Source organism: Streptomyces sp. NPDC056161 (assembly GCF_042268025.1).
Lineage (GTDB): Bacteria > Actinomycetota > Actinomycetes > Streptomycetales > Streptomycetaceae > Streptomyces.
The window spans coordinates 144,572-157,619 of record NZ_JBHJUV010000019.1 but is presented as its reverse complement, the minus strand read 5'-3'; the positions used below and the strand labels follow the sequence as shown (position 1 = coordinate 157,619).

13 protein-coding genes are annotated in these 13,048 nt (G+C 73.1%); 7 read left to right on the top strand and 6 right to left on the bottom strand.

Going from position 1 to position 13,048, the window contains the following annotated elements:
- Positions 1-139: 139 nt before the first annotated feature.
- The 3 genes from ACFC09_RS19775 to ACFC09_RS19765 are packed head-to-tail and all read right to left on the bottom strand — an operon-like array spanning position 140 to position 3,093.
- Positions 140-235 carry an Ms4533A family Cys-rich leader peptide gene (locus ACFC09_RS19775; RefSeq protein WP_376529839.1) on the bottom strand — a complete coding sequence of 32 codons (96 nt, stop codon included), beginning with the start codon at positions 233-235 and terminating at the stop codon, positions 140-142.
- Between the two features lie 56 nt (positions 236-291).
- The gene (locus tag ACFC09_RS19770; RefSeq protein ID WP_376529837.1) at positions 292-1,941 is read right to left on the bottom strand and encodes a DUF3152 domain-containing protein; all 1,650 of its coding nucleotides are present in this window, start codon (positions 1,939-1,941) and stop codon (positions 292-294) included.
- 9 nt (positions 1,942-1,950) lie between these two features.
- Positions 1,951-3,093, bottom strand: a complete 1,143-nt coding sequence (locus ACFC09_RS19765; RefSeq protein ID WP_376529835.1) for an alpha/beta fold hydrolase — start codon at positions 3,091-3,093, stop codon at positions 1,951-1,953.
- 210 nt (positions 3,094-3,303) lie between these two features.
- Between ACFC09_RS19765 and ACFC09_RS19760 the strand changes: the two genes are divergently transcribed.
- The 4 genes from ACFC09_RS19760 to ACFC09_RS19745 all read left to right on the top strand — a co-directional run bounded on the left by ACFC09_RS19760 (position 3,304) and on the right by ACFC09_RS19745 (position 5,386).
- Positions 3,304-3,531, top strand: a complete 228-nt coding sequence (locus ACFC09_RS19760; RefSeq protein WP_376529833.1) for a hypothetical protein — start codon at positions 3,304-3,306, stop codon at positions 3,529-3,531.
- Positions 3,532-3,803: 272 nt separating this feature from the next.
- Positions 3,804-4,448, top strand: coding sequence for a TetR/AcrR family transcriptional regulator (locus tag ACFC09_RS19755; protein WP_376529831.1), 645 nt, complete (start codon positions 3,804-3,806; stop codon positions 4,446-4,448).
- Between the two features lie 219 nt (positions 4,449-4,667).
- Complete coding sequence (locus ACFC09_RS19750) at positions 4,668-4,895, top strand: DUF3107 domain-containing protein (protein WP_376529829.1); 228 nt, start codon at positions 4,668-4,670, stop codon at positions 4,893-4,895.
- A gap of 221 nt (positions 4,896-5,116) precedes the next feature.
- Complete coding sequence (locus ACFC09_RS19745; protein ID WP_376529827.1) at positions 5,117-5,386, top strand: hypothetical protein; 270 nt, start codon at positions 5,117-5,119, stop codon at positions 5,384-5,386.
- Between the two features lie 69 nt (positions 5,387-5,455).
- Here the strand turns inward: ACFC09_RS19745 and ACFC09_RS19740 are convergent, their stop codons facing one another.
- Positions 5,456-6,217: a ferritin-like fold-containing protein gene (locus tag ACFC09_RS19740; RefSeq protein WP_376529825.1), complete on the bottom strand. Its 762-nt coding sequence runs from the start codon at positions 6,215-6,217 to the stop codon at positions 5,456-5,458.
- A 495-nt stretch (positions 6,218-6,712) separates the two neighbouring features.
- On the opposite strand from ACFC09_RS19740, the gene ACFC09_RS19735 reads away from it, so the two are divergent.
- On the top strand, positions 6,713-9,454 hold the full coding sequence (locus tag ACFC09_RS19735) for a DEAD/DEAH box helicase (RefSeq protein WP_376529867.1): 2,742 nt from the start codon (positions 6,713-6,715) through the stop codon (positions 9,452-9,454).
- 272 nt (positions 9,455-9,726) lie between these two features.
- Positions 9,727-10,599, top strand: a complete 873-nt coding sequence (locus tag ACFC09_RS19730) for an alpha/beta fold hydrolase (RefSeq protein ID WP_376529823.1) — start codon at positions 9,727-9,729, stop codon at positions 10,597-10,599.
- 208 nt (positions 10,600-10,807) lie between these two features.
- Here the strand turns inward: ACFC09_RS19730 and ACFC09_RS19725 are convergent, their stop codons facing one another.
- A complete protein-coding gene (locus ACFC09_RS19725) occupies positions 10,808-11,701 on the bottom strand; it encodes an NYN domain-containing protein (protein WP_376529821.1) in 894 nt (297 codons plus the stop codon).
- 171 nt (positions 11,702-11,872) lie between these two features.
- Between ACFC09_RS19725 and ACFC09_RS19720 the strand changes: the two genes are divergently transcribed.
- The gene (locus tag ACFC09_RS19720) at positions 11,873-12,025 is read left to right on the top strand and encodes a hypothetical protein (RefSeq protein ID WP_376529819.1); all 153 of its coding nucleotides are present in this window, start codon (positions 11,873-11,875) and stop codon (positions 12,023-12,025) included.
- A 93-nt stretch (positions 12,026-12,118) separates the two neighbouring features.
- Here ACFC09_RS19720 and ACFC09_RS19715 read toward each other — a convergent pair whose 3' ends face one another.
- Complete coding sequence (locus ACFC09_RS19715; RefSeq protein WP_376529817.1) at positions 12,119-13,042, bottom strand: PHP domain-containing protein; 924 nt, start codon at positions 13,040-13,042, stop codon at positions 12,119-12,121.
- Positions 13,043-13,048: the final 6 nt, after the last annotated feature.

Genomic DNA, 13,048 nt, shown 5'->3' with positions numbered 1-13,048 from the left:
AGCGAGACATGTGGACAAGGGGTGAGACGCAACTGAACAGACGTCCACCCCGGCGCCGGGTCGTCGAAAGGCTCCGTGCGCTCGGCACGGGCCGCATGAGCGGTGAATCAGGTCGCGACGCGAACGCCAGGAGCGGGCGTCAGCGACAGTGGATGTCGGCTACGCAGAGCGCGGTCACGCCGATCAGCGCCAGCTCGATGGCGGCGCGGGTGACGGCGGCGTGACAGGACCACATGCGCAGAAATATGAACGAACTTCTTGCACATGTCAATGTGACGACAGGGGCGCCGGTCAACTCCCGGGGTAGGGCCAGGGGTTGGCCAGGCAGTGGATCCCGTCGTGGTCGAGGAACTTGGTCTGCTGCTGCATGACCGGGGCCAGCTCCCCGCTCTTCTCGCAGGAGACGTGGTTGTAGCCGAGCCGGTGGCCCACTTCGTGGTTGATCAGCATCTGCCGGTAGGCGTAGATCTCGTCCCCGTAGGTCCTGCTGCCCTGCGCCCATCGATAGGCGTTGATCATCACGCGCTGGGTGGCGGCCGAGTCGCAGGAAACGTTGTCCTCGGTGGTGTCCAGGCCGGACTTGGCGCACCATTCGGCGGTGGTGCCGGGGCTGGCCAGGGTGATGACGAAGTCGGGCTCGCCGGAGGAGACACGCTCGAAGGTGCGCCCGCCGCCGTGCGCCCAGCTGCGGCGGTCGTTGAGCGTCTTCTGCACCGCCTGGGCGAAGAGTTCGCCGTCGAGGCCGAGCCCCTGCTCGACGTCCACGCGGTAGGTGTACTTCCGGCCCGTGCCCGGCGCCCTGGCGAAGCCGGGGACCGCGTCGAACTTGCCCGACGCCTTGAGCGTGGCGCTGAGCGGGTACTTCGTGCCCATCTTCTGCGCGTACGTCGGCGTGGCTACGCGGGGTGACGTGGACGGGGTCGTCCGGCCGTCGGCGCGCGAGGCCGGCTCGCGGGCGTCACGCGCCTGGTCGGTGGCGGACTGCGGCTGGACCTGGGCGTCGTCCTGGTGGTCGGCGACCTGTCCGGCCACGATCACCGCGAGCACGGTGGTGACGGCGGCGGCCGCGATCCCGGTGAACGCGCGGCCCATCGCGCCCTTGGCGGGTGCGGGCGGACCGGTCGGGGGCTCGTCGTCCGCGTCGTCCGTGTGGCCCGCGCCGATCCCGTCCGCCGCGAGGACGGCGACGCCGTTCGGTTCGGCCTGCCGCACACCGGGCTTGGTACGAGGTCCGAACACCTCGTCGTCGGTGTCGTCGGTGTCATGGGCGGCGTCATGGGCGGCGTCGGGGGCGGCGTCGAAGGCGTCGAGGTACTCCTGCCGGGGCCCGCCCGGCCTCCCGGACCGCTGCCGCGGCAGGGTGGCGCCGGGGCCCGCAGCGGCCTGCTCCGGGGTGCCTCCGGGGACCGCGCCGTGCCGTCCTGCGAACTCGCCCCAGCCGCCGCCCGGTTCACGCTGCTCGGGATGCCCACCACGAACGGGCGGGACACCGTGGGCGGGAGTGCCGTCGGGCATCCGCGGGACACCCCGGGCCGGAGTGCCCTCGGGCACTCGCGGGGAACCATGCGTCGGCGTTCCGTCGGGCATCCGCGGGACGCCGTGCGCGGGCGTGCCGTCGGACAGGCGGGGAAAGCCGTGCGCGGGCGGGCCGTCGGGCGGGCGCGGAACCCCCCGCGCGGGACTTCCGCCGTTCGGCCGGGGAAATCCGTGCCCGGACGGGCCGTCGGCCGACGGCCGCCGTTGGCCGGGGAGCGGTCCCTGCGCGGCGCCGGGAAGCGGTCCCTGTGCGGGGCCGCGCCGGGGCGCCTGCGCCGGTACGCGGTCCGTGTCCGGGGCCACGCCCGGGGCTCCTGGCGATGCCTCCGGGCCCGGTGCCGTGTCTCCTGCGGTTATGTCGGCGTCGCCCCTGGAGGCGGATCCGCGGCGGCTGTGACGTCCCACCTTCGCCCCTCAGCTCCCCGCGTCCGTGTCGTCTTCGCCGTTCGTGTCGGCCCCTCGGTCGTCCCTGTTGTCCCTGTCGTCCTTGACGGCGCGGGCGGCCCACTCGGCCGCGCCGACGGGGATCGCGCCGACGGATCGCCGCCGCGCCGGGGCCGGACTCCCGCCGGCCCTGTCGCCGTACCCGTCCTCCCCGGCCAACTCCCGCGGTTCCCGCAGGAGTTCCCGGAACGCCTCGGCCACCGCCTCAGGGTATTCCATCATCGCCACGTGCCCGGCCTCCGGCAGCGAGAGCAACCGGGAGCCGTGGAAGGAGCGGGCCGCCTTCTGGGACATGCGGTAGCCGACGAGCCGGTCGCGTCCGCCGTAGACCAGCAGCGTCGGGGCGAGCACGCGCTCGGCCTGGCGCCACAGCCCGTGCTGGCCGCCCAGCGTGTACGCGTTCACCAGCCCGCGCGCGGAGCGCGCCATCGCGTCCCAGAAGTACGGCAGCCGCTGCCGCCGCTCCAGTTCCTCCACGGCGTACCGGAACGCCTCCGGGGTGACCCGCCCCGGATCGCCGTAGCAGAGCCCCATGACGCCGCGGACCCGCTGTTCGGCCGACCACTCGCGGGTGATCCGGGTGAACAGCGGGGTCACCCCGGGCACGCCCAGCAGGGCCGTCGGCACGGCGGTGCGCTGCACCCGCAGCTCCGGAAGGGCGGGAGAGACCAGTGTGAGGGTCCGCACGAGATCCGGACGGACCGCGGCGACCCGGGTGACGACCGCGCCGCCCAGGGAGTTCCCGAAGAGGTGGACCGGGCCGCGCCCCGCCGCGTCGAGATACCGGATCACCGCGCGCGCGTGCCCCGTGACGGAGTAGTCACCGTCGTCCGGCGGCGGCGAGTCGCCGAAGCCCGGCAGGTCCACCGCCTCGCTGTCGACGGCGCCGTCCAGTTCGGCCATCAGTGCCGACCAGTTCTGCGAAGAGCCGCCGAGGCCGTGCACGTACAACGCGGGCGGTGCGTCCTCGCGCGCGGGCGGCCGCGACCGGATCGCGAGGGTCACCCCCGGCAGCTCGCACGACGTGAGCCGCTCACCGTCCTCGACCCTGGCGAGCGCCACCCTCGGAAGCACGCTGGTGGCCGGCACGGACGGCAGCTCGGTCGGAGGCATGCGGCAATGTTACGAGACGATCACGCTGTGGCTCATGTGTTCGCCGTCACAGGCGCGGGTAGGGCTCGGACGTGTCGCCGGGAGCGAACCCTGTCCTTCCTGGCGATCCATGGCATAGCGTCCATATCGGGTGTCTCCTACGCTCGTACCGAGGGCACCCGAATGTGGCCCCCGCTTCTTCCGGGGACGTTCGTTGGAAGGGAGCCCACCATGGTCTACGACCCCACCGATCCCGACGTGGTCGAGGATCTGGAGGCGGCCCGCGGCGTTCCGGAGATCGACGTCGAGGCCCCCGAGGGTGACGCGGCGGAGCAGTTCGCGGACGTCACGCCGGAGCACGACACTCCGCTGACCGACGCGGACCGGGACCGCGCGAACGAGGCCGACCTCATCGAACAGGCGCGTGTCGTCTCCTTGGACGAGGATGACTATCGCTGAGACCCGCGCGCGGGCCCGGGGACAGACACAGGCCCGGGGACACACAGGCACGAAGACAGGCACGGAGACAGACGCAGAGACAGACGCAGAGACGCCAGGGATGGACGCGGGGCTGGACACAGGGAGTGACCTGCCCCTTTTGCGGCGCCTTGATCGGCTTCCACCGCCGTCCCGTCCGTGAAATTCTGCGCTCGCACCGCGCACACCACGGTTACCGAAAAGTACGATGGCCGCGCGGCGCACACCGCACGAGGACGAACTTGGGAGGCGGCGTGACAGCCATCGAGCAGACAGAGGCGGCACGCCCGCGGGGCACGCGCCTGCCGCGCCGTGCCCGACGCAATCAGCTCCTGGGCGCCGCTCAGGAGGTGTTCGTGGCGCAGGGCTACCACGCGGCGGCGATGGACGACATCGCCGAGCGGGCCGGTGTCAGCAAACCGGTGCTCTACCAGCACTTCCCGGGCAAGCTCGACCTCTATCTCGCCCTGCTGGACCAGCACTGCGAGTCGCTGATCCAGGCGGTGCGCGGTGCGCTCGGCTCGACGACCGACAACAAGCAGCGGGTCCGGGCGACCATGGACGCCTATTTCGCGTACGTCGAGGACGACGGCGGGGCCTTCCGGCTGGTCTTCGAGTCCGATCTGACGAACGAGCCCGCGGTGCGCGAGCGCGTCGACAAGGTCACCAACGACTGCGCCGAGGCGATCTGCGAGGTCATCGCCGAGGACACGGGCCTCTCGCGCGCGGAGTCGATGCTGCTGGCCTCGGGTCTCGGCGGGCTCGCCCAGGTGGTCGCGCGCTCGTGGCTGCACAGCGACCGGAGCGTGCCGCGCGACCAGGCGGTGCAGTTGCTGGCCTCGCTGGCCTGGCGGGGCATCGCCGGTTTCCCGCTGCACGGCACCGACCAGCACCTCTGATCCGCCCGGCCCCACGCGATCCGCCCGGTTCCGCATGATCCGCGTGATTCCACGCGATCCACCGGCCCCGCACGATCCGTGCGGTCCCGCGCTTGTTCCCGTCCGCTGTTCGCTCCTGGCGTTCTCGCGTGCTGCGTGTGCGTCCCCTCACCGGGCTAATGTGTGCTGGGTACGGCGCGCTGGGTCGCGCACTTCACTGACCGTCGGAGGGACATAGCCGTGGAGGTCAAGATCGGCGTGCAGCACGCGCCCCGCGAGATCGTTCTGGAGAGCGGTCTGAGCGCGGAGGAGATCGAGCGCGTGGTGGCCGAGGCGCTGTCCGGCAAGTCGCAGCTGCTGAGCCTTGAGGACGAGCGCGGCCGGAAGATTCTGGTCCCCGCGGACCGGCTGGCCTATGTCGAGCTGGGCGAGCCTGCCACCCGCAAGGTGGGCTTCAGCGCGCTGTAGTCCGTACGCGGGACGCCGCCCGGCCCCGGGCGCGCCCGCCGCAGGCCCGGACGAGGGGCCCGGTGGCAGCTTGCCGCCGGGCCCCTCGCATGTGTGCGGCCCGCGAAGGCGCCGCACACAGAAGGCACAACTCCCGCACAGGGGAGGGTTGCGTTCCGCAGGTCACGGGTAAGACGGGCTACGACCTCGAAGCGCCGGCCGGCCCTGTGGAAGGACCCGTCATGATCCTGGAAGCTCTCGGCTCCGCCCTGGTCGGTCTGGCCCTGGCCGCCGCCGCGGTGCACCGGTTGTCCCACCGGCTGCCCGCCCGCCTCCTGGTCTTCTGCACGGGTGTCGCCGGGGCCCTGTTCGGCGACTTCGTCACGCACACGGCGCTGGGCCCCGGCCCGGTCCTGCTCAGCCTGCTCGGCGCGGCGGTCGTCTCCGCGGCCTCACTGTCGCTGCTGCTCCGCCCGGCCGGAGGGCTGAGCCGCCACTCCGCCCCGGCCTGACCGCCCGGCCGCCGGCGCGACCGCACGGCACGCGGCGGCGTCACCGCCGACGGCGAACGCGCGGACCGGTCAGGCGGCCAGCCCCAGGGCGGCCATGCGCTTGGTGTGCGCCTCGGTGATCCGGGAGAACATCCGGCCCACCTCCGCGAGGTCGAACCCGTCCGCCACGCCGCCGACGAGCATCGTGGACAGCGCGTCCCGGTCGGCCACGACCCGCTGGGACTGCGACAGCGCCTCGCCCATCAGCCGCCGCGCCCACAGCGCGAGCCGGCCGCCGACCCGCGGCTCCGCGTCGATCGCCGCGCGCACCTTCTCGACGGCGAAGCTGGCGTGCCCGGTGTCGTCGAGGACGGCCAGGACGAGCCCCCGGGTTTCGGCGTCCAGCCGGACCGCGACCTCCCGGTAGAAGTCGCTGGCGATCGAGTCGCCGACGTACGCCTTGACCAGGCCCTCCAGCCAGTCCGACGGCGCCGTCTGGCGGTGGAAGCCGTCGAGCGCCGCGACGAACGGCTCCATCGCGCCGGTCGGCTCCTCGCCGATCTCCCGGAGCCGGTCCCGCAACTGCTCGAAGTGGTGGAACTCGGCCGACGCCATCTTCGCCAGCTCCGCCTTGTCGGCCAGCGTCGGCGCCAGCTTGGCGTCCTCCGCGAGGCGCTCGAACGCCGCCAGCTCGCCGTACGCGAGCGCGCCGAGCAGGTCCACGACCGCGGCGCGGTACTGCGGTTCGGCGGAGGCCGTGGCCCAGTCCTGGGCCGCGACCCCGGTGGCGGCCTCGGCCGGGGCGTCCTCGGGGGCGTGGTCAGCCTTGTCAGAGCTCGTCATGAAGCGCACAATAGCCCGCTCGCCGGATCGCGGAAGTACCTGCTCAATCACTGTGATGACGACTACGTGACCAAATCGGCCATCGCATATGCGCGATTCCGGGGTATGGTGATAGTGCGCCTGCTGGGTACTCCGTCGTAGCGCGACGCCGTTTCCGGTCAGGCCGCACGCATGAGGATGCCCGGTCGGTGGCCCGATCGGCTCCGACCCGACAGTTCTCCACGGCCGTACGGCACATTGCGTACGACGATCGGAGAGACCCTCAGCGGCGAGAGCGCTAGAGCGTCGGCAGAGGTCCCGTGTCACACGGCTTGCCCCCGCGGTTCGCCCGGGAGGCGGCCGATGTCCCTGGCACGGTCCGACACGACCCCCGCGCTCGCCTCGCGCCGCGTACACAGAAGAGGCAGCACCCTGACTACGACGTTTCGAGAACTCGGAATCCTCCCCGAGACCGCCGAGGCCCTGGAAGCCGTCGGCATCATCACGCCCTTCCCGATCCAGGAGATGACGCTTCCCGTCGCCCTCTCCGGGACGGACGTCATCGGCCAGGCCAAGACCGGCACCGGCAAGACGCTGGGCTTCGGCCTCCCGCTCCTGGAGCGCGTGACCGTACCCGCCGACGTCGAGGCGGGCCGGGCGGCGCCCGAGGCACTCACCGAGGCACCGCAGGCGCTCGTCGTCGTGCCCACCCGCGAGCTGTGCACGCAGGTCACCAACGACCTGCTGACCGCGGGCAAGGTACGCAACGTGCGAGTGACCGCGATCTACGGCGGCCGGGCCTACGAACCCCAGGTGGAAGCCCTCAAGCTGGGCGTCGACGTGGTCGTCGGCACACCGGGCCGCCTGCTCGACCTCGCCGGGCAGAAGAAGCTGAACCTGAAGCACGTCAAGTGCCTGGTCCTGGACGAGGCCGACGAGATGCTCGACCTGGGCTTCCTGCCCGACGTCGAGAAGATCATCGACATGCTCCCGGCCAAGCGGCAGACCATGCTGTTCTCGGCGACCATGCCGGGCGCTGTGATCGGCCTCGCGCGCCGCTACATGTCCCGGCCCACGCACATCCGCGCCACTGCGCCGGACGACGAGGGCGCGACGGTCGCCAACATCAAGCAGTTCGTCTACCGCGGCCACTCCATGGACAAGCCGGAGATGATCGCGCGCATCCTCCAGGCCGACGGCCGCGGCCTTGCGATGATCTTCTGCCGTACGAAGCGGACGGCGGCGGACATCGCCGAGCAGCTCCAGCGGCGCGGTTTCGCCTCCGGCGCGGTCCACGGCGACCTGGGCCAGGGCGCCCGCGAGCAGGCGCTGCGCGCCTTCCGCAACGGCAAGGTCGACGTCCTCGTCTGTACCGACGTCGCCGCGCGCGGCATCGACGTCGAGGGCGTGACCCACGTCATCAACTACCAGTCCCCCGAGGACGAGAAGACCTATCTGCACCGCGTCGGCCGGACCGGCCGGGCGGGCGCCAAGGGTACGGCGATCACGTTCGTCGACTGGGACGACATCCCGCGCTGGCAGCTGATCAACAAGGCGCTGGAGCTGGACTTCAACGACCCGGTGGAGACGTACTCGACCTCCCCGCACCTCTTCGCCGACCTCGGCATCCCCGAGGGCACCAAGGGTGTCCTGCCGCGCTCCGAGCGCACGCGCGCGGGTCTGGAGGCGGAGGAGCTGGAGGACCTGGGCGAGACCGGCGGCCGTGGTGCGCGCGGTCGCGGCGGGCGCAGCGGCGACCGGAGCGAGTCCCGGCCCGCCGAGCGCGAACGGCCGGCCCGCGCCCCGCGCCGTCGCCGCCGTACGCGCGGCGGCACACCGCTCGACTCCGCACCGGCCGGGTCCGGTACGGCACCGGGCGACTCCGTGACACCGGACAGCGCCGAGGCCGGCCCGGCTCAGGAGGCGACGGCGACCCGTACGCCGCGCCGCCGTCGCCGGATGCGCGGCGGGGCACCCGCGGAGCCGACGGCGGTCAGCGCCGTGGAGCAGCCGCAGGCCGCCGCGGTGGAGGCAGCGGTGGAGGCGGCACCGGCCGCCGAGGCCGCGCTGACGGCGGCGGAGGGTCCGGCGGCGGTCGAGACTCCCGAGCGCCAGCCGCGCCGCCGCCGCACACGCAAGACGGCGGAACGGCCGGCGGCACCGGCCGAGGCGAGCGGCACCGACACGGTCGCCGCCGCTGCGGCCGTCGTCGAGGTCGTCGCGCCCACCGCGATCGTCCGGCCCGAAGCGGCCGTCGAGCCCGTGCCCGCGGCAGCCGTGGTGACGCCGGACGCAGAGGCCGGCGCGGAGGCGGAGGCGAAGCCTCGTCGCCGCACGCGCAGGACGGCGGCGACCGCGGCCGAGACGGCGGTGGACACCGCCGAGGCCGCGGAGGCGAAGCCCAAGGCCCGGCGTACGCGCAAGACCGCCGCCGCTCCGGTCGCCGCCGCGGACGGGACCGGGAACGGTACGGCCGAGTCCGTGGAGGCCGCGGCCGCCACCGACGCCGCCGAGCCGCGCCGCCGTACCCGCAAGACGACAGTGGCCGCCGAGACCGCGGTGGACACCGCCGAGGCCGCGGAGGCGAAGCCGAAGCGCACCCGGAAGGCGACCGCCGCCGCTGCCCCCGCCGAGGCACCGGCGGAGACCGTCGAAGCCGAGCCGAAGCCGAAGCGCACCCGCAAGGCCACGGCCACGGCCGAGGCCGCCGTGGACACCGCCGAGGGCGTGGCGGCCAAGCCGAAGCGCACCCGCAAGACCGCGACCGCCGAGGCCGCCGCGACCGTCACGGACGCGTCGGAGGCGTCGGAGGCGACCGCCGAGGCCAAGCCGCGCCGCACCCGCAAGACGGCGGCCACGGCCGCGGCGGAGGCGGCAGTGGACACCGCCGAGGGCACGGAGGCGAAGCCGAAGCGCACCCGGAAGACGGCCGCGGCCCCCGCGGACGCCGCCGCTGCCGCCGCTGCCGCGGAGGCCAAGCCGAAGCGCACGCGCAAGACGGCCGCCGCTGCCGTGGACGGTGAGGAGACGGCGCCGAAGGTCCGCCGGACCCGAAAGGCCGCCGCCGAACCGGTGAGCGCCGGCATCCCGGCGCAGGCCACCGAGGAGCCGGAGGTCAAGCCGAGGCGCCGTACACGCAAGGCCACGGCCGAGGCGGAGCCGGTCGCCTCCGCGACCACCGCCGACACCGTCGGCGTCGCCGAGGCGAAGCCCAGGGTCCGCAGGACCCGGAAGGCCACCGCGGCGGCGGAGACCCCGGAGTCCTGACCACCTGACCCGGCACCACAGCCGAGTCGACCCCCCGACGGCCCGGCCCGCTCCCCGCGGACCGGGCCGTCGGCGTGGCGGCCCGCACCCCCGTGGGACCGGGCCGTGGAGGTGGCGGGTCGCACCCCCGTGGGACCGGGCCGTGGAGGTGGCGGGTCGTGGAGATGGCGGGCCGTCCGTTGACTGGCGGGCCGTTGACGTGGCGGGATTCACCTCCGTACTGCTCCTGCCCGCCCTCCTCCCGGCCGCCCGTGCCCGCTAGCCTCTGGGGCATGAGCAGGCCGCCTTCCTTCGTCCCGCCACCCGGCGCCCGCGCCTACCCGCTGCGCACCGCGCGCGGCGAGTTCGCCGTGGTCGACTCCCCCGTGGCCGACGGTGTGGAGCCGCGCGGAGTGGCGCTGCTGCTGCCCGGGTTCACCGGGAGCAAGGAGGACTTCAACCCGCTGCTCGTGCAGTTCGCGCGGCGCGGCTACCGGGCGGTGGCCGTCGACGGACGCGGGCAGTACGAGTCGGACGGCCCGCAGGACGACGAATCCGCCTACGCGCAGGCGGAGCTGGCACAGGACGTGCTGGCACAGGCGGCGGCGCTGGACACCCCGGTGCATCTGCTGGGCCACTCCCTGGGTGGGCAGATCGCGCGCGCGGCGGTGCTCCTCGACGCCGTTCCGTTCCGCTCGCTCACCCTCATGGCCTCCGGTCCGGCGCAGATCTCCGTCTCCCAGCAGCAGCGCGTGAAACTGCTGCGGGACGCCCTCGCCGTGCTGTCGATGGCCCAGGTGTGGGAGGCCATGCAGGCCATGGAGCCGCCCGAGGAGACCGAGGTCGACGGCGGCCCGGCCGACCGGGCGGAGCTGCGGCGGCGCTGGCTCGGCAACAAGCCGGCCCAACTGCTCGCCACCGGCCGCCAGTTGTGCACCGAACCGGACCGCGTCGGCGAACTCGCCGCCGTGGCACTGCCGTTCCACGTGCTGTCCGGCGCGTCCGACGACACCTGGCCGGTGCCGCTCCTCGACGACATGGCCGTACGCCTCGGGGCCCGCAGGACCGTCATCGCGGGCGCTGAGCACTCCCCCAACACCGACCAGCCGCTGACCACGGCCCGCGCCCTCGCGGACTTCTGGGACGGGGCGGACGCGGCGGACTGAGCGCTCCGCTGGAAGTGCCGCGAGGGGCCGTCGTATACGTGCGGCACCGTCGTGGCTGCCGGCTCCCCCAAGTTCTCAGCGATCTCGGCGATCTCAGCGATCTCGGCGTTCTCGGCGTTCTCGGCTTCACTCGGACTGGGGGACCCGCAGCTCGCCGCCGACCGCCGTCCGTCCATCGTCCGTCCACCGTCCGTACGCCGTCACCGGGTCAGTACTGCGTCCGCAGGTGCTCCCAGAAGCCGTCCCGCAGCGCGCGCCGCAGGTCCGCCTGGCCGCGCAGCGAGTACTGGAGCAGCGCCTCGGCGTCGACCAGCAGATCCTGGTCGACCGAGCCGGGCAGATAGGGGTGGCCGGGCAGCAGTTCCAGCAGGCTCTCCCGGCCCCGGGCGGACAGCCACTTCGCCGCGATCTGGGCGCCGACGAAGCGTACGTCCTCGCGCGCGGGCCGGTTCCCGGTGCCCTCGTAGGCGGGGGCGGTGCGCCGGGAGACGTACGGCTTGAAGAAGTCCAGGTCGAAGGTGCGCTGGCTGTCGACCTCCCAGAGCAGGGGCTCGGCCTGGTTGCGGCCCTCGGGCGCCTCGATGCCCCAGAGGTGGACCCGGGCGCCGTAGCCCTGGGCCGCCTCCACCGCCGAGACCAGGTCCTCGTCGCCGCCGATGAGCGCCGCGTCGCTGATGGCGCGGTGCCGGGCCAGGGACTCCAGGTCGGTGCGGATGAGTGAGTCGACGCCCTTCTGCTGGTTGTTGGCGTTCAGATTGCCGAGGCGGACCTTGACGTCGGGGAGTTCCGCGATGGACTGCTGCTCGGCGGTGTGGATGCGGCGCCGGGCGCCGTCGTACCAGTAGACCCGGAGCAGTCTGCTGTCCGCGAAGATCGTGCGGGCGCGGTCGATGAGCGCCTCGATCATCCCTTCCGCGTCGAGGTCGAAGGCGCGGCGGTCCTCCGTCCCGGCCACCAGGCGTCCCGCGGCCGCGTAGAGGTATCCGGCGTCGACGAAGATCGCGTGGGTGGAAGGCGTCTTCGCCACTTCGGCGAGCATGCGCTGGAGCAGTTCGTTCGTGCGGTCGATACGGGCCTGGATGCCGGTGAGGTCGTCATTCATCACCCCCATTGTCCCGGCGGTCACGCAGCGAACACAACCGGTCCCGGTCAGTCTCGCAATCACCTCTTACCTATCAGTAATTAGCTGTTCGAAAATTTTCTTTAGCGTAGGGAATGTTTGTAACACGCATCCCGTTGACTCAGACGGAACAACGAGACGAAGGGAGAGGCCATGCGCTTCGAGATCATGCGACTCGACGAGGTCGACGGAACGCCCGTGGACAGCACCGTCGTGGATGCCGCCTCCGTCAACCGGATCGTCCAGCAGGCCGCCGCCATCGGACAGCGGCTGTGGATCCGGCCCGCCGAGAGCCAGACCTCGTAACGGTCGACGACGACGGCCACCGTGGCCGTAGAGCTTCGGAGCCCCCTGACGGCAGCACTGCCGGACGGGGGCTCCGCGCGTTCGGGGCGGGTGTCAGGCTCCGCCGGTCCCGGTCCCGGTCCCGGTCACTGTCCCGGTCACGGTCCCGGTTCCCGTCCCGGTCCCGGCTACGGTCCCGGTCACGGGAGCGGCCCCGGTCGCCCGCCGGACGATCTCGGCGTACACCTCGGGGTCGGTGGTGTACTCGCCGAGCGCCACGGCCTTCCGGCTGCCGTGGTAGTCCGACGAGCCCGTGACCAGCAGCCCCAGATCCGTCGCCAGGCCGCGCAGCCGGTCGCGGGCGGCGGCGTCGTGGTCCATGTGATCGACCTCGATGCCGTCGAGCCCGGCTGCGGCCATCTGGGCGATGACGGACTCCGGCACCGTACGCCCGCGCTTGGCGGCGGCCGGATGGGCGAAGACGGTGACGCCGCCGGCGGCCTTGACCAGCCGGATGGCCTCGAACGGGTCGGTCTCGTGCTTCTCCACGAAGGCCCGGCCGCCGTCGGCCAGCCACTCCTCGGTGAACGCGTCGCTCACGGTCGGTACGACACCCAGCTCGACGAGTGCGGAGGCGACGTGCGGCCGCCCGACGGAACCGTCGCCGGCGATCCGCTTCACCTGCTCCCAGGTGATCGGGACGCCCAGCCCGGTCAGCTTGGCGATCATGCCCTGGGCCCGCGGCACCCGGTCGTCCCTGACCAGTTCGCGCTCGGCGAGCAGGGCGGGCTGTTCGGGGTCGAAGAGGTAGGCCAGCATGTGCATGGAGATGCCGTCGACACGGCAGGACAGCTCGGCGCCCGTGACGAGGGTGAGCCCCGCCGGGAGCGCGGCGACGGCCTCGGCGTGACCGCGGGTGCTGTCGTGATCGGTCAGGGCGACGACGTCCAGACCGGCCGCGGCGGCGTGGCGCACCAGTTCGGCCGGGGTGTCCGTGCCGTCGGAGGCCGTGGAGTGGCAGTGCAGGTCGATACGCACGAAGCA

Bases quoted from the DNA above. Each gene is read 5' to 3' on its own strand.
- ACFC09_RS19730 (WP_376529823.1), top strand. From the start codon at position 9,727: ATGAGCAGGCCGCCTTCCTTCGTCCCGCCACCCGGCGCCCGCGCCTAC.
- ACFC09_RS19765 (WP_376529835.1), bottom strand. From the start codon at position 3,093: ATGCCTCCGACCGAGCTGCCGTCCGTGCCGGCCACCAGCGTGCTTCCG.
- ACFC09_RS19775 (WP_376529839.1), bottom strand. From the start codon at position 235: ATGTGGTCCTGTCACGCCGCCGTCACCCGCGCCGCCATCGAGCTGGCG.
- ACFC09_RS19720 (WP_376529819.1), top strand. From the start codon at position 11,873: ATGCGCTTCGAGATCATGCGACTCGACGAGGTCGACGGAACGCCCGTG.
- ACFC09_RS19725 (WP_376529821.1), bottom strand. From the start codon at position 11,701: ATGAATGACGACCTCACCGGCATCCAGGCCCGTATCGACCGCACGAAC.
- ACFC09_RS19760 (WP_376529833.1), top strand. From the start codon at position 3,304: ATGGTCTACGACCCCACCGATCCCGACGTGGTCGAGGATCTGGAGGCG.
- ACFC09_RS19735 (WP_376529867.1), top strand. From the start codon at position 6,713: ATGACGCTTCCCGTCGCCCTCTCCGGGACGGACGTCATCGGCCAGGCC.
- ACFC09_RS19745 (WP_376529827.1), top strand. From the start codon at position 5,117: ATGATCCTGGAAGCTCTCGGCTCCGCCCTGGTCGGTCTGGCCCTGGCC.